Origin of the sequence: Sorangium sp. So ce836 (genome assembly GCF_028553905.1) — a bacterium.
GTDB lineage: Bacteria > Myxococcota_A > Polyangia > Polyangiales > Polyangiaceae > Sorangium > Sorangium cellulosum_D.
The window spans coordinates 12,848,740-12,865,055 of sequence record NZ_CP102233.1 but is presented as its reverse complement, the minus strand read 5'-3'; the positions used below and the strand labels follow the sequence as shown (position 1 = coordinate 12,865,055).

Annotated in this window: 8 protein-coding genes and 1 pseudogene; 5 read left to right on the top strand and 4 right to left on the bottom strand. The window is 73.1% G+C overall.

Going from position 1 to position 16,316, the window contains the following annotated elements; translation table 11 throughout:
• Positions 1 to 39: 39 nt before the first annotated feature.
• A complete protein-coding gene (locus NQZ70_RS47080; protein WP_129580062.1) occupies positions 40 to 2,916 on the top strand; it encodes an Eco57I restriction-modification methylase domain-containing protein in 2,877 nt (958 codons plus the stop codon).
• Between the two features lie 145 nt (positions 2,917 to 3,061).
• Here the strand turns inward: NQZ70_RS47080 and NQZ70_RS47075 are convergent, their stop codons facing one another.
• Entirely contained in the window at positions 3,062 to 3,532 is a 471-nt protein-coding gene (locus NQZ70_RS47075; RefSeq protein ID WP_129580061.1) for a response regulator, read from the bottom strand.
• Positions 3,533 to 4,186: 654 nt separating this feature from the next.
• The gene (locus NQZ70_RS47070) at positions 4,187 to 6,448 is read right to left on the bottom strand and encodes an SdrD B-like domain-containing protein (protein ID WP_129580060.1); all 2,262 of its coding nucleotides are present in this window, start codon (positions 6,446 to 6,448) and stop codon (positions 4,187 to 4,189) included.
• A gap of 885 nt (positions 6,449 to 7,333) precedes the next feature.
• On the opposite strand from NQZ70_RS47070, the gene NQZ70_RS47065 reads away from it, so the two are divergent.
• The 4 genes and pseudogenes from NQZ70_RS47065 to NQZ70_RS53190 all read left to right on the top strand — a co-directional run bounded on the left by NQZ70_RS47065 (position 7,334) and on the right by NQZ70_RS53190 (position 12,274).
• Entirely contained in the window at positions 7,334 to 8,728 is a 1,395-nt protein-coding gene (locus NQZ70_RS47065; protein WP_129580059.1) for a hypothetical protein, read from the top strand.
• A gap of 210 nt (positions 8,729 to 8,938) precedes the next feature.
• On the top strand, positions 8,939 to 10,834 hold the full coding sequence (locus tag NQZ70_RS47060) for a zinc-ribbon domain-containing protein (RefSeq protein ID WP_165374515.1): 1,896 nt from the start codon (positions 8,939 to 8,941) through the stop codon (positions 10,832 to 10,834).
• Between the two features lie 441 nt (positions 10,835 to 11,275).
• Positions 11,276 to 11,881 (top strand): annotated as a pseudogene (locus NQZ70_RS53195) (Rpn family recombination-promoting nuclease/putative transposase); the annotation flags it as partial.
• 120 nt (positions 11,882 to 12,001) lie between these two features.
• Positions 12,002 to 12,274 carry a DUF4351 domain-containing protein gene (locus NQZ70_RS53190; RefSeq protein ID WP_324293070.1) on the top strand — a complete coding sequence of 91 codons (273 nt, stop codon included), beginning with the start codon at positions 12,002 to 12,004 and terminating at the stop codon, positions 12,272 to 12,274.
• Positions 12,275 to 12,290: 16 nt separating this feature from the next.
• Here NQZ70_RS53190 and NQZ70_RS47050 read toward each other — a convergent pair whose 3' ends face one another.
• A complete protein-coding gene (locus tag NQZ70_RS47050) occupies positions 12,291 to 14,021 on the bottom strand; it encodes a DUF3344 domain-containing protein (RefSeq protein ID WP_129580057.1) in 1,731 nt (576 codons plus the stop codon).
• Positions 14,018 to 15,838 (bottom strand): OmpA family protein, encoded by a 1,821-nt coding sequence (locus NQZ70_RS47045; RefSeq protein WP_129580056.1) that lies wholly within the window; start codon positions 15,836 to 15,838, stop codon positions 14,018 to 14,020. Before NQZ70_RS47045 ends, NQZ70_RS47050 begins: the two co-directional genes overlap by 4 nt.
• Positions 15,839 to 16,316: the final 478 nt, after the last annotated feature.

Sequence of the window (16,316 nt, the reverse complement as noted above, 5' to 3'; positions counted from 1 at the left end):
TGCACCCCGTCCCATCCGCAATGCTCGTGCGGATCCCGCGTGTCCTCGGAATGCCCTCAGCTCGGCGCCTCCCTGCGCTGCGACCGTGACCGGGTCGACCTTCCAGCGTCGCGCGCATCGGGCGCGTCGCAGGAATCCCCGCGCGACGGCGCGATCGAGGCGGCCGCGCCCGGCGAGCCCCTCCGGCCGCCCGATCCGCCGGCCGACGGCGTGGCCAGGCAGCTCCGCGAGCAGGCGCAGGGCGCGCTCGGCGAGCTCCTCCGCGGCTTCCAGTCGGCCGATCCGCAGGGCATGGAGGCGGCCTCGGGCGGCTCCGCCGCAGGGCGACGGCGGCTCCACGCCGGCCTCGTGACCGCGTTGATGCGGCTCATCCTCCTCCTCTACGCCGAGGCGCGCGGCCTGCTCGCCGGCGCGCCCGACGGCGGCGCCCCGCTCGCGCGGCTCTTCGAGGAGCTGGAGGCGGAGCGGCGGGGGGGCAGCGACCTCGAGCATCGCCACGGCGCGTGGGCCCGCGTCGCGGCGCTCTCCCGCGCGCTCGAGGGCCGCGGCCCCGGGGGCGCGCGCGGCGGCCTCTGCGACCCGGGCGCGCACCCCTTGCTGGACGGTCGACCCTGGCTCAGCGACGGCGCGCTCCACCGCGTGCTCGCCGCGCTCCTCGTGCACCACGGCGCGCCGGTGCGCTACGCCGAGCTCGAGGTCGAGCACATCGGCACGCTCTACGAGGGCCTGATCGCCTTCGATCTCGAGCTGGCCGAGGGCGAGTCGATGGCGCTCCTGCCGTCCCACGTGGTCGTCGATCTCGAGGCGCTCCTCGCCCTCCCGGGCGGCGAGCGGCTCGCGCGGCTCGAGGCGGCGGCGGACCTCAAGCTCGGCGCGCGCCTCGCCGCCGGCGTGGCCGCGGCGGGCAGCGTGGCCGAGCTGTCGCAGGCGCTCGCGCGCCGCGCTTCCCCGCGGCAGCCGGGCCGGCTCGCGCGGGGCACGCTCTACCTCCAGCCGGGGCAGCTCCGGCGGCGCGCGGGCTCCTACTACACACCGCGGGAGATCACGCGCCACGTCGTCGAGCGCACGCTGTCGCCGCTGCTCGCGAGGGCCGGCCGGCCGTCGGCGCCGGACGAGATCCTCTCGCTCGCGGTGTGCGATCCCGCGATGGGCTCCGGCGCGTTCCTGGTGGAGGCGTGCCGTCAGCTCGCCGCGCACCTCGTCGCCGCCTGGCAGCGCGCCGGCGCGGCGCCGCGGCTCGCCCCGGAGGAGCCGCCGCTCCGCCGCGCGATGGCGCTCGTGGCCGAGCGCTGCCTCTACGGCGTCGACCTCGACCCGCTCGCGGTCGATCTCGCCCGGCTCTCGCTCTGGCTCGTCGTGCAGGACGCGACCCTTCCGCCGAGCTCCCTCGACGCGAAGCTCCGCTGCGGCGACAGCCTCATCGGCGCCGAGCGCGCGGACATCGGCGCCTTCCCGGCCGCGGCGTGGTCGCGCGGCGGGCCCGCGGACGTCGCCCTGGAGCGCAGCGGCCGGCGGGCCCTGTCGCGGCGGGCTCCAGCGCGCCGGGCGCCGGCGCTCGCCGAGGGGGCGACGCGCGACGCGCCGGAGCGCGACGGGGACGCCGATGAGGCGGCGCTCGACGCCTGGATGGCCCTGTGGTTCTGGCCGTCCGAGGGCGAGCTCGCGGCCCTGGCGCCGGGGCCGGACACGTTCGCGCGCTACATGGACGCGGCGCGCGATCCGACCGACCCGCGGGCGGCGCTGTCGCGCCGCATCGCCGAGGAGCGCCGGTTCCTGCACTGGGAGCTCGCGTTCCCTGGCGCCTTCGATCGCCCGGAGCCCGGCTTCGACGCCGTGATCGGCAACCCGCCCTGGGTCGCGTACGTCGGCCGGGCGGCGCAGCCGATCGCGCCCGAGGTCTTCAACCTCTATCTGCGGCGGAACCCGGCCTTCCACGGCTACCGCTCGCTGCACGGCCTGTTCGTGCACCGGGCCGCGTCGCTGCTCCGGCCGGGCGGGCGGCTCGGCCTCGTGATCCCCACCTCGGTGTCGGACCTCGATGGCTACGGCCCCACGCGGCGGGCGCACGACGCGCTCTGCGCCGTCGACCCCGATCTCCCGAGCTTCGGCAGCGACGCGTTCGAGGGCGTGTTCCAGCCGTGCATGGGCCTCCTCTCGACCCGCCTCCCGCCCGCGTCGCCCCGGCCGGCGGCCACGGCCTCCTGGCCGCTCGCGCGCTCGGATCTCGACGGCGTATCCCGGCGGCTCCTCGATCGGCTCGGCGCGCTCCGCCCGCTGCCGGCCGCGCTGTTCGGCGAGCGCGGCTTCCAGACGACCGCCGAGGACGCCGAGCGCATCCGGCGCGCGGACGTCCCCGTGCCGCCGTACACCTGCCCGATCCGCGAGGGCACCGACGTCGGCGAGCTCATCGCGCGCGCGCCGCGCCACCACGTCGATCGCGCGGGCGTGAAGGGCCGCTTCCGGAAGGACGAGGACTGGAAGGCGGTGCGGCTGCTCATCCGCCAGACCGCCCGGTACCCGATCGTCGCGCTGAGCGACGGCCTGCCGTTCCGCAACTCGATCCTGGCCGGCTTCTGCGACGCGACGTGGAGCGAGTTCGCGCTGCTCTGCTACCTCAACTCCTCTCCTGTGCGCTGGTGGCATTACACCCGACATCGGGACGCGCGCGAGGGCATGCCCCAGGTGAAGATCGCGCACCTGCGGGCGATCCCGGCGCCCCCGCCGGGGCGCGCCGACCTGATCGGCGCGCTCGACGCGCTCGGGCGGGAGCTCGGCCCGGCGAACGCGGGCCTGCCCGCGGAGGCCCGGCGCCACCTGGACGGCGTGGTGGCGAGCATGCTGGAGATGACCGAGGAGGAGCGGAGCTGCGTCGCGCGCTGGGCGGCGGCGACGCCGCTCCCGCGACCGGACGGCTGAGCGCGGCCGGCGACGCGCGGGCGTCGGGCGGCGCGCGCAGGGCGACCGCGGGGGATCTGGCGGCGCGCGCAGGGCGACCGCGGGGGATCTGGCGGCGCGCGCAGGGCGACCGCGGGGGATCTGGCGGCGCACCTCGTCGGCGGCGTCAGTAGCCGCCGTCGAAGCCCGGAGCGTCCTTCAGGTTGAACAGGACGCAGCGGAGATCATCCAGGTCGAACGGCTTCTCGATGACGGCGGAGGCGCCCAGGCTGCGCGCGGCCGCGTGGAGGTGCGGATCGCCGAAGGCCGTGATCAGGATGACCGGCGGCCGGCGCCTCAGCTCGGCGAGGCCCTCCAGGATCTCCATCCCCGAGAAGCAGGGCATCTGGATGTCGCTGACGATCGCGTCGATCGGCTCTGGGGGCTCCTTTCCACCGAGCCAGGGCGCCACCTTGTCGAGCAGCTCGAGGCCGTTGCGCGCCTCGGAGACCTCGAACCCGTCGCGGCGGAGCGCCATCGCGAGCGTGGAGCGCATGTCGTCGTCGTCTTCGGCCAGGACGATATGCTGGCCTTTGCCGAACAGGCCGCAAGGCGGGACCAAGGGCTTGTCGCCAATCCAGCTTTCGGTCAGGTTCATGGCAGCTTTCTCCTTCTTCTGGCCCGCCTCCGATGCATCCTCGGGCCGTCCACCGCGGTCCTCGGCGCCCAGCCCCGCAGGATTTGCAGCGCCCGTGCCACGCTGTCCTGGTTTGCGGTGGAGCGGGCTCGACGATGCCATTGCGCCCGCGGGCGCGGCGCTGTCCGCGGCGTGGGCGGCGCCGGTAGAAAGCCAGCTTCCGTGCGGTAGGGGCAATTTGCCGCGCCAGGGGCAAATCACGCTCACCCTTGGGGCACTTCCGCACTCCCGGTCTCGCCGCGTCCGGTGCGCCGTGGCGTGGTCGCGACTCGCCACCGCGCGCAGGGGCGTTCCACTCGGCGCGGGAGCGGTCGAGCATCGCGCGCCCGGCGCTGCGATCGACCCGCGCCCGGAGGCCGCTCCCCGGAGAGGTCGGCGACCTTGGAACAGCCGGAACGGCCGCTGAGCTCGAGGAGCCTGTACAGCGATGAGGCTGCCGCTCGTCGACGAGCTCGTCCGGTGGAGCAGCGGGGATGGGAGATGCGTGGTGAGGATGCGTGGAGAGGCGGAGGAGGAGGCCAGCGCCGGTCGCGCTTGAGGCGGCTCGCTCGTGGCGGGCGCTGGCCTGGGGGTCTCGTGTTGCCGGTCGGATTTACCGGTCGCTCATCTCATCGGTCAGTCACGGTGCGGCGCGCAGAGGCGGCCGTTGTTGTAGTCGTCGAGCGTCTGGGCGAGCGGCTCGCCGCTCGCCCAGGGCGAGTTCTTGCCGCCCTCCTTCACGTTGCTGCCGAGCGGGTACTTCTTGAGCCAGGCGTCGGCCGCGGCGATGGTGCTCTCGATGCAGCTCGACTGGTTGCCGATACCGACGTTGAGCTTGGCGACGACGAGGTGCTTCGCGATGATGTACGTGACGTCGCCCTTGGTCGGGCGGCTGATGATGTCGAGGAGCTGGGCCTTCGTGTACGTCTTGCCGCCGATGGTCAGCTGCGAGACCTTCCACGCGTTCGGGTGGTTCTTCCAGTAGCCGGGGGTGCCGGTGCCGGGCGACGCGCACTGGCAGGCGCCGCAGTCGGCCGCGCAGCTCGAGCAGTCCTCGACGCCCGCCTTGCAGACGCCATCGCCGCAGACCGGCGGGCACTCGCCGCAGTCGGCCGCGCAGCTCCCGCAGGTCTCGCCGGCCTCGCAGACGCCGCTGCCGCAGACCGGCGGACAGATGCCGCAGTCGCTCGGGCACTCGAGGCAGTTCTCGCCCGCCTCGCAGCGGTCGTTGCCGCAGACCGCGGGGCAAGCGCCGCAGTCGCCGGCGCAGTTCGCGCAGTCCTCGCCGTTCTCGCAGACGTTATTGCCGCAGACCGCGGGGCAGGCGCCGCAGTCGTCGGAGCAGGTGCCGCAGTCCTCGCCGGCCTCGCAGGTGCCGTTGCCGCAGACGGGCGGGCAGGCGCCGCAGTCGTCCGCGCAGGTGCCGCAGCTCTCGCTCGCGTCGCAGGTGCCGTCGCCGCAGACGGGCGGGCAGACGTCGCAGTCGGCGCTGCAGCTGCCGCAGTCCTCGCCGGCCTCGCAGGTGCCGTTGCCGCAGGTGGGCGGGCAGATGCCGCAGTCGACGGCGCAGGTGGAGCAGCTCTCGTCGCCGCCGCAGACGCCGTTGCCGCAGGAGAGCTGGTAGCCGAAGTCCGCGTCGAGCAGGTCCTGCGCCCAGCCGAGCGAGACCGTGCCCACGTTGTCGAGCCCGCCGTCGGGGTCGGCCGTCGGCTCCTGCCCGGCGAGCGGGCCGCTGGTCATGAAGTTGTCGGCGGTGATGACCACCGAGTAGGTGCCCGCCGGGAGCGTGTCGAAGAGGTAGAAGCCGGGCTGGCCGGTGTAGGGGCTGTTGCCCGTGACGGTGAAGTCGACCATCTGGCCCCCCTGGAACAGCTCGACGCGGACGCCGTTGACGCCGAGCTCGCCCGTCTCCGGCTCGTAGAGCCCGTCGGCGTCGCTGTCGAGCCAGACCGTGTCGCCGATCGACGAGTACGTCACGTAGCCGAAGTCGGCGTCGGTCACGTTCTCTCCCGCGTCGAGGGCCACGGCGATCGGCTCGTCGTCGGTGGTCAGCTGGTGCCCGAGCGGCAGCGTCGCGTCGTCGACGGCGACGACGTAACAGCCCGCCTCGAGCTCGCTGAAGCGGTAGACGCCGTTCGCGCCGGTCGCTGTCGTCTGGACGGCGGCGCCGTCGGCGGATCCGTCGCAGTTCGTGTCGGCGAAGAGGTCGACGACGACGCCGGAGATGCCGAGCTCGGAGGCGTCCTCGACGCCGTCGGCGTTCGCGTCGAACCACACCTTGTCGCCGATCGTGCCCTTCGGCGCCGTGTAACAGACCTCGAGGAGCGGGCGGTAGGAAAGGTCGGTGTGGGCGCTGCCTTTATAAGACGTCTTTCCGGAGGAGCCCTCCTCGAGGAGGATGCCGTAGCTCGGCGAGACGCCGCTCACCCAGTCCTGCACGAGCCCGGTGAGGTCGACCGAGCTCCATCCCGTGACGTTGGGCACGAACGAGGTGAACGAGGCGGGGTCGATGGCGCCGAGGTTGTTCCAGGTGACCAGCGACTCGTCCCAGGGGGCGAGCACCTGGTGGACGTACACGGTCTGGGCCGTGCTCGTGTAGGTCAGGGCGTAGAACTTGGCGGACGTGACGAGGGAGCCGGCGGGGATGGGGCTCAGATCGAAGCGGAAGAGGGCGCGCTTCTCGCCGACGGTGCTGGAGTATCCGGTGTTCACCTCATGGGGTGACGGGACGTGGTAGCTCGGGGCGAGGCTCCAGATCTCGGCGTTGTAGATGTCGCCCAGGACACCCCGCTGGATCACGGTGCACGTGGGCGACGGCGCAGAGGTGTTGGCGAGGCTTGTCGCGGTGATGAACAGGGTAGCGAGCGCGGCGGAGGAGGCGATTGCGATCTGCTTCATTGGTAGCTCCTTGAGGTCCTCACGGGTGAACCATTGCGGGAGCGTCATCCGGATAGCAGGCGCCATGACGCACGGGCCAGGCGAGGTCGGTTTCGCGGGCTCCTATCGGACTGAGCCCCGCGGGCCGATCTGGATCAGATCAGGTACGCGGGTGCTTTGGCTTCGATCGGAGAGCGGATGCGCAGAGGGACAGTGTTCAAACTAGCAACTCGGTCCTTGAAGTGTCCAGATCTTTTTTCGGGGAGGCGCCAAAAAAACACCGAGGTGCGAAGTGACGATTTTGGGTCGTGCTCGGGTCGTGCGGTGACGCTTTTGGGCCGTTTGCGTCCTGCGGAGAGGAGCGCAGCGACGAGCGGGCTCCGCGGCAGCGCTCCTTCGATCTCCGAGCGTCGGTCGTGCTCGGCCCTGGGCCGAGCACGACCGGATCAGGCACGCGAGAGTGCCCGACGAGATTTGATGCAGAGTGCGCACGAGACCATTTTTCAAGATAACGAATCTCCGCTTCGAGTGTCTAGACCCTTTTTCGGGGCGCGATGCGTTTCTCGCGTGCTTGCGTGCTTTGGCCTACGCCTTGAGCCAGGGAGGCGGGCGCCGGTCGTCCACCGCCTGCCGCAGGGGCCCACACCCGCCGCGCGGGGCTCGCGCCGGCCTGGCCGGCCTGGCCGGCCTGGCCGAGAGGGGCGCGAGCGGCGCCGCCGCCCAGGGCGGGCGCTGCCGCGCTTCGCCCGCGACGCCCTGGACGAGGGGGCGCGATGGCGCCGAGGAGCGCCGGGCTCTCGCGCGAACGGCCGGCTCACGCCGGGCTCTCGCGCGGCGCGCGGTCCGGCCGGGGGCCCGCGAGCCTGCCGGCTGCCGTCCGTGCGCGGGCGCTGCTAGGGTTCGGCCGTGGGACGCCCGCTGCTCGCCTCGCCGGCCCTGCTCCTCGCGTCGCTCGCATCGCTCGCATCGCTCGCCGTTCCGCGCACGAGCGCCGCGCAGGGACAGCCGACGCTGAGCGGGGCCTGGACCGCGAGCGCGCTCTCCGAGCAGTGGTCCATCGACGCGTGGGGGGAGGCGTGCGGGCCCAGGCCGCGCCCGCAGGGCGCCCCGGGCGGCGCCGTGCAGGTCCAGCAGCACGGCTCGGAGCTCTCGATCTCGGGCGCCGGCCGGTCGTGGAGCACCGTCGAGTGCTGGGAGCAGATGCCCGGGCTCGCGCGCAGCAAGCACTCGGCCTCCGGCGACGCGCGCTCCTGGCAGACGCGCTGCACGACCCCGCCGAACGACCCCCGCCGGGCCGTGGTCACCACGACGACGCAGGCGACCGACGCCAGCATCCGCATGGTCGAGACGGGGCAGTACCAGTTCATCATCCAGGACACGACCTGCAGCGCCTCCGTGACGAGGACGCGGACCTACACGCTCGTCCGGCGCGAGGGCGAGGCGCCGCCCGTGGCGAGCGCGCCGCCGCCCGCGGCGAGCGCGCCGCCCGCAGCGAGCGCGCCGCCCGCAGCGCCCGTCGCCTCCGAGAAGAAGCCCGCCGCCCCGCGCACCTGCGACGCCCCCGGCGAGCCCGCGCGCCTCGAGGTCACGCCGTCGCGCAAGCTCATGCGGCCGGGCGAGCGCTTCCAGTTCCGCGCGCTGGTCATGGACGCCGCGGGGTGCGCGCTCCCGACCAGGCCCGCGTGGTCGATCGCGCCGGGGCCGCTCGCGTCCGCCGCGACGGTCGACGCGACGGGCGCCCTCTCGCTCGGCGCCGACGCGGGCGAGGGGACGCTCGGCCTCGTGGCGTCCGTCGCCGGCAAGGGCGTGACCGTCGCGATCGAGGTGACGAGCCCCGACCGCTACGACGCGCTCCTCGCCACGAGCGGCCTCAACGAGGCCGGCGAGAGCGATCAGGCCGCCGTCGCGGTGATCGCGGCCGGCACCATCGGCGGGCGCACCACCTCGGGCGAGGACGTGGGGCGCGAGCGCAAGAACCTGTTCGTGGCCATCGTGGGCGGGGTCGCCGCCTGCCTCGGCTTCGCAGGGTTGATCCTGCTCCGCCGCGGCCGCCGGCGCGCCGGCGAGCTCGAAGGCCCCGCCTCGACCGGCGGCGGCCTCGGGGCGCGCGGCGGCGCCGGGGCCGACGATGCGCCGCCGTCCTCCGGGGCCGCGCTCGCGGCGCCGGCCGTGGGCGGCGCGGTGCCGGTCGGGCCGGCGCCGCGTGCTCGTGGAAAGATCTGCCCTACCTGCGGCGACCGCTATCCGGGCGAGGCGATGTTCTGCGGCAAAGACGGCACGCAGCTGGTCCTGCTCAACTGAGCGCGGCGCCCGTCGCGCGTCGCGCGGGGCATGGACACGCGCTGCGTCATCTCGCTGCGCCGCGCCGCGGTGGACACAAAAAAGGCCGGCGCCTTGATCGGTCTCGCGCGGTCCCGCTATCCTCCGTCAACCGACCGGGCCGCGTGATTGTGCGCGTGTGTGGTCGTTGAACCCATGCCCGCAGACCGGAACGGGAAGGGCGACAGTCGCATGAAGATTACGTGTGAGTCGTGCCAGGCGAAGTACACGATTGCGGACGAGAAGGTCGTCGGCAAGACGGTCAAGATCAAATGCAAGAAATGCAACCACGCGATGGTCGTCCACGGCGCGAATGAGGCTGCCTCGGCCCCGTCGCAGGAGGCCACCGTGGGGCAGCAGGGCGACCTCGCGGAGGACGCCGACGCGAAGCTCGTGGCCGATGCCGGCGGCGCGCCCTCGACGGCGGCGCCCGACGAGTGGACCGTCAACGTCGCCGAGGGCGACGAGCGGACCATGACGACCGCCCAGCTCGTGACCGAGTACGCCCGCGGAGCGCTGAGCAACGACACGTACGTCTGGAAAGAGGGGATGGGCGACTGGCTCCCGATCGCCAGCGTCCCCGAGCTCAAGGAGCGATTTTCCTCCCGGGAGGACGCTGCGCCGGCGGCGGATGCGGCGGCCGCTGCGGTGGCGACGCCTGCGCCTGCGGCCACGGCGACGCCTGCGCCAGCCGCCGCGGCGGTGCCTGCGCCTGCGGCCGCGGCGGTGCCGACGCCTGCCGCCGTGCCCGCGGTGGCTGCTGCGCCGGTCCCTGTGGCGCCGGCGCCGGCCGGGCTCAGGTTCGGCCCCGAGGGGACCGTGGTCATGAAGGAAGCGAAGCGCGCGCCGGTCCCGGCCGCGTCTGCGGGGGCTGCCGCGGCCGCGTCGGCTGCCGCGGCCGCGCCGGCTGCGGACGGCGGCGCGGCCGCGGGCGCGCCTGCCGCCGCTGCGACGGCCCCGGCGGCGGCGCGCCGCCCGGGCCGCGCGGCCGCGGTCGACGTCTTCAGCGCCGCCGAGCGGGCCACCGAGCCGGCCGCGCCGGCCCCGCAGCCCGGCGGCGATCGCCAGGTGGGCGAGCGCAACGAGAACTCCGTCCTCTTCTCGCTCTCGGCGCTCACCGCGACCGAGAACGCGGCCAAGCAGACGCAAGAGGAAACCCCCTCGGGCCGGCGTCCCTCGAGCCGCCCCGCGAAGAACAACGGGCGCGCCGGCTACGATGACCTGCTGAACCTCGGCGGCGGCGCGATCGCCTCGGCGCCGATGCTCGCGCCGCCGCCCTTGCTCGCTCCGGTGGCGGACTCGCGGCCGCCGCCGTCGCTGTTGGCCTCGGCCAAGTCGTCGGTGCCGCCCCCGCCGCTCCTGCCGCTCTCCCCGACGGCGGCGCCGGAGGCCTCGGCCAAGAAGGGCCGCATGGGCCTGATCGCCGCCGCGGTCGCCGCGGTCGTGCTGATCGGCGGCGTCGCCTTCTTCTTCATGCAGTCGCCGAAGGAGGACACGTCCACGACCACGCCGGAGCAGACGAACGCTGCCCCTGCAGAGGTGCCGAGCCCGGCGGCGACGCCGGCGCCCGCGCCGACCGAGACGGCGGCGGCCGCCGAGACGGCGGCGGCCGCTACGCCGCCGCCCGCGGAGACGGCGGCGCCGGCCGCCGAGGAGCCTGCCGCGCCGGCGGCGGCCCCGGATCAACCGGCGCCCAGCGCGGCGGCCGGGAAGCCGGCGGAGAAGGAGAGGCCGTCGTCCGCGCCTGCGCCTGCCGCAGCGGCGGACAAGCCGGCGGCGCCGAAGCCCGCGGCGGAGCCGGCGCCTTCCGGCGGCGGCGGCGAGTTCAACCGCGGCGCCGCGAGCTCGGCGCTGGGCTCGGCGGCTGCTTCCGCGAAGAGCTGCAAGAAGGCCGGGGGCCCGACGGGCACCGGGAAGGTCAAGGTCACCTTCGCGCCGAGCGGCAATGTCACGTCGGCCGAGGTGCAGGGCGCGCCCTTCGCCGGAACGAGCGTCGGCGGCTGCGTGGCCCGGTTGTTCCGCGGCGCGCGCGTGCCTGCCTTCGGCGGCGGGCCGGTCTCGGTCAGCAAGTCGTTCACCATCAACTGAGCTCGTCTCGAGCCAGCCTTGCGTTCCTGATTCTTCCTCTCGGTCACGCAGGTCTCGCCGAGCCGCCCGGCCCCCGGAGAGGGGGATCGTCGCGCGGGGTGGGCGCGGGCTGAACTCGCGTGAGACGTCCTGTGCCCGTCGTGCTGCGCACGCCGGACACAGGACGTCAATTGGGCTCAAACACCAGCCCGTGCCCACCCCGCGCGACAATCCCCCTCTCCGGGGCCTACCGTGTGAATGACGATTGAGAGATGACATGAATTCCCTTGTCGTAATTGCGCGACGCCGCTCGATGTCATTTCATCAATCGTGTCTAAGATTGAATTTCTTTTTCATGGCCAACATGTCTGTGGCTTGCTAGCCAATCGTCATCGAAGGCCGCGCGACGCCGATTCGGTGCTCGGTGGTGCCAGACCGACGTTCGCCATGGAGTGAGGATGGATGGCTCCCACCCCTCATGACGCGCTGTTCAAGTCCACGTTCAGCCAGCCGGAGCACGCGGCCGGGGCGCTGCGCGAGGCGCTGTCGGCGGCGCTCGCCGCCCGCATCGACTTCGGGTCGCTGACGCTGTAACCTGGCAGCTTCATCGACGAAGCGCTCGCCTCGAGCCACAGCGACCTGCTCTTCACCGCCAGGCTGGAGCGAGCGCCGCTGTTCATTTACGTGATCTTCGAGCACCAGAGCACGACGGATCCGCTGATGGCGTTCCGGCTGCTCGCGTACATGGTGCGGATCTGGCAGGGCTACCTGGAGCGCCACCCGAAGGCGATGCTCCTCCCGGCGATCCTGCCGGTGGTGCTGCACCACAGCAAGACCGGCTGGAACGCGGTGGTTTCGTTCCAGGATTTGCTGGACGTGCCGCCGGAAACGCTGGGGCTGATGGCCGAGCATGTGCCGCAGTTCCGGTTCGTGCTGGACGACATCAGCGAGGAGACGGACGAGGCGCTGCGAGCGCGGGCGATGACGGCGCTGGGGCGGCTGGTGCTGTGGTGCTTCCGGCATGCGCGCGATCCCGAGGAGCTGGTGCGGCGCCTGTCGGCGTGGAGGGAGGTGGTCCAGGAGGTGCGTCGGGCGCCCGGCGGAGCAGCTGCGCTCGCGCGCGTATGGCAGTATATCTTGACCGTCATCGACCCGCGCCAGCCCGGGAAGGTGCTGCAGAGGCTGCTCATGGCGGCGGGACCGGAGGCCAAGGAGGAGATCGTGACCATCGCAGATTACCGTCGCGAGGAGGGGCGCCGGGAGGGCCGGCTGGCGGGCGAACGGGAGGGCCGCCTCGAAGGGCAGCGAAGCACGCTGCTGAAGCTGCTCCGGCTGCGCTTCGGCGAGTTGCCGGAGCCGATCGAGGCGCGCGTCCGCGCCGCCGATGCAGGGCAGATCGAGGGCTGGACCGAACGCGTGCTCACCGCGCCCACGCTGGACGACGCTCTGGCCGAGCGCTGACGCCGCGCCCCTCGCGCTACGCCCGGCGCCGCCTGCGGAGGAGCCCCGCCAGCGCGAGCCCCGCGAGCCAGCCGGCGCTGCCATCCCGGCCTCGCGGACCGGTCGCGCACGGGCCGATCATGCCGCTCCCCGCGGCGTAGAAATCCTCCGGCTCCACCGCGACCTCGGTCGGCGGCGCGCCGGCGGCGGCGCCGTTGCCGTCCGTCGGATCCTCGCTCACCGGCGCGCCGAGCGCGCCCGCCGCGGCGATCCGCGCCTGGTTCTTGATGACGTTCGGCGCGTCCGTGTCGATCGTGACCTCGAAGCGCACCGTGACGCTCCCGTCGACAGGGATGCCGCCGCCCTTCGCGCCGTCCGCCCCCTCGCCCAGCCGGAACGTGACGGTCCGCGTCTGCGGATCGTACTCGCCGAGGTCGTCTCCCGGCGTGTCCGTCTGAGGACCGGCGTTCGGCCCCTCGACGATCGAGAGCGAGCCCGGGACGAACGTCACGCCGGGAGGCAACGCGTCGGTCAGCACCGCGCCCACGGCGTCGTCGTTGCCGGTGTTCGTCGCCGTGATGCGGTATTCGATGGCGTCGCCGCGGTACGTCGGCAGCCCGCCGATGTCGGTCGCCACCTTGGTCGACTTGCTGAAGTCGGGGCCGAAGTTGGAGATCGACGTCACCCAGCCCGCGAGGAAGTACAGCTCGTCCGTGCTCGTGGCGACGAGCGTCGCCCGATCGTCCCCAGGCTTGAGCTTCGAGCTGACATCCACGATGTCGATGTCGACCCCCGACATGCTCTGAGGCGTGCCCGCGATCCTCGGGAGATCGCCCTCCACCGACACCGGCTCTCCGAGGGCCGATCGGGTGCTGTTGAAGAAGTTGTCCGCGGGGTTGAGCGCGTCGCTCAGCGCCTCGGCCAGGTCGGGCTTCCCAGGGTTCTTGGGATTGAAGAACACGCTGTCGCCAGAGCTCGAGTTGTCGCCTTCGAACGCGACGATGCCCAGCTTCGCCACGAAGCCGGCGTCGGGCACCTTGAAGCCCGAGAGCTCGACCTGCTGCCAGCCCACGTCGGAGACCCGGTCGAGCCCGTCGAACAGCGCGAGGTTGCGCATCGGCGATTTCGGCGCCTCGTAGAACACCACCATCCACCACGCCGCGAAGACCACGTCGTCGTCGCGGTCCCTGACGTCGACGACGTCCACGCCGCCCACCCGGTAAGCACCCGCGCCGCTCTCCTTCACGATCGAGGTGATGTCGGCGACGGACTGGTAGTTGTGCGATTCGTTGGGCTTGCCCTGGTTGACCACCGTCTCGACCGAGTCGATGGAGGTGACCTTGCCGTCGAAGCCGCCCTCGTGGTGGAGCTCCACCTCGGTATCGGCGCCGCCTCCGTTGCGCGCGGCCCAGTACAGGAACGCGTGCGTCACCGTCGCCCCCTCGGGCAGCGTCAGCACCGCGGTCGTGCGCGCCATCTCCGGGGTGATGTCGAGGTTCGCCTCCGCTCTGCCGTCCGCGGGCGAGTCGGACCGCCAGAAGAGATCGGGCCCCGACTCGGCGGTCGACGCTCCGCAGGCGCCGACCGTGCCCTCCTTGGGCCTCGGCGTCGAAGAGCGGCACTCCTGCCCGAGCGAGCTCCCGATGAGGGCGAAATCGCCCTTCTGATCGACCTGTACGCGCAGCTTGGGCTCGGCCGTCGCGCTGGCGGTCGTGAGGCCCATCAGCGTGAGCGACGCGAGCCCGGTGATGCCCAACTGCTTTCTCATCGATCCTCTCCGGTTTCGACCTGCGGCTTGTACGCGGCCTTCTTGATGATGATGAACTGGACACGGCGATTCCGCTGCCGCCCCGCCTCCGTCGCGTTGTTGTCGAGGGGCTGTTCCCGGCCGTAGCCCTGCGCCGTCAGCCGCGTCGAGTCGATGCCGCGGCGGACCAGCGCCGCCATGACGGAGTTGGCGCGGTTCTGCGACAAGATCCGGTTGTGCTCGTCGGTGCCCCGGTCGTCGGTGTGACCCTGGATCTCGATGAGCACGATCTCCGGGTGCTCCTCCAGCACCTGGGCGACCTCGTCGAGCAGCGGATCGCTCACCGGCTTGATGGTGGCCTTGTCCGTGTCGAACTGCACCTGCTGGAGGATCACGACGTTCTTGTCGGTCACCCGCACCGCCTTCGGGCAGCCGTGCTTCTCGGGATCCGGATCCGCGAAGCCCTTCTCCCTCGGGCAGGCGTCCTTGTCGTCGCGGATCGCGTCGCCGTCCGTGTCGCGCGGACAGCCGTTCTTCGCCGGGTCCTTGGAGCGAAGCCCCTTGATCTCGGGGCAGGCGTCCTCGCTGTCGGGCACGCCGTCCTCGTCCTGGTCCGGCGGGCAGCCGTTCTTGCGCGGATCGTCGCTCGCGACGCCGGCGACGAGCGGGCACGCGTCGTCGCCGTCGGCGATGCCGTCGTTGTCGCGGTCCGGCGGCGGCGGGCAGCCGTGCTTGCGCGGATCGGCGCTCGCGACGCCGGCGACGAGCGGGCACGCGTCGTCGCCGTCGGCGATGCCGTCGTTGTCGCGGTCCGGCGGCGGCGGGCAGCCGTGCTTGCGCGGATCGGCGCTGCGCTCGCCCGCCACCCTCGGGCAGGCGTCCTCCGGATCGGGGATACCGTCCCTGTCCCCATCCGGCGGCTGCTCCGGCGTGAAGGCTGCCATGGCGACGACGCGCAGGTCGGGCGTCCCGATCCCCGAGGTGAGCCCCGGCCCGACGCCGACGCCCGCCTCCAGGAAGGGGAGGAATCGATACCGGGCGTCGAGGAGGAGCTCCGCGTTGATCGAGCGGCTGCTGATGTCCTCGAGCACCATCGCGGTGGTGAGCTCCGGCCCCACCTGGAGCCGGTCGTCTACGGCGAGGAACCCGACGCCGCCGCCCAGGGTGAGCATCGTCCCCTGCGCCACGCCGCCGAAGGACTGGGAGCGCCGGAGCTCGGTGCCCAGCGAGCTCGACCAGACGAGGCGATCCATGCGGCCGCCGGCGGCGAGGTACGGCATCGCGCGGACGTGCCCGTCGCTCACGAACGAGTCGGCCGCGCCGGTGGGCAGCCAGAGGTACACGCCGACCGCGAGCTGGAGCGGGTCGTGGTAGGTGCCATAGAGCTGCACGCGCGCGCCGAGCCGCAGGTCGCCGAGCTCCGCGCCGCTCGGGGACGCGAACTCGCGGCCGCCGCCGTTCGGGTTCTCGCCCGACTGGAGCGCGGTGAGCGGCGCGTCGAGGTCGAAGCTCACCTTGTTCCAGAGCGGGAGCGACGCGCTGAGCCGGAACGTGAGCTGATCGCTGACGACCGCGCCGATCTCCGCGCCGTCGCGCTCGCGCCGCAGGACGAGCGGATTGCTCGCGTAATCGGCCATCAGCATCACGTGGGGCGTCAGGTGGCCCGGCGCGAACGGCGACGGCACGCTGAACATGCGGTCCCCGGCCGGCGCCGGGACGAAGCGGCTCAAGGCCATGCCTTCGGGCTTGACGGGCGCGTCCTGCGCGCGGGCGAGCGCGGGCACGGCGGCGAGGGCGGCCAGCGCGGCGGCCAGCGAGCAGAAAGACCGAGATCTCATCAGGTGGCACCCTGCGTCGGCGGGTTTCGCATGACGGGTTAAGCCGCTATCGCGGACCAGTATACCGGCCGACAACTGCGGAGTCTTGGGCAACGAGCGGCGTGGTCTACATCTTCGTAGGACTTGCGCACACCTCCCCGGACCCTCTGAACGAACGAGAGGCTGCCGCGCCCCGGCGGCCCATGCTTCGTCAGCGCGGCGACCGCGGCGCACGCCGGTCGAAGAGCCTTTGTCCCGCGCCGGAGCCCCGAGGCGCCGAGCACGGACCGGATGCAGGGGTGAACATTTGCTCGGCGTCGGGGTCGCGGGGGACGTCGCGCTCCGCCGGGGCGCGGCGAGGCCGCCGCGCCGATTGGACCTCCGCGCGACAGCCACCCTCGCGCGACGCGCGCCTGCGGCGGACGGCTCGCCGCGGCCGGGCGCCCTCGGCGACGACCGGTCCGCTGATCGATCGCAGGCGCAGGCGCTCGCGGCGCCC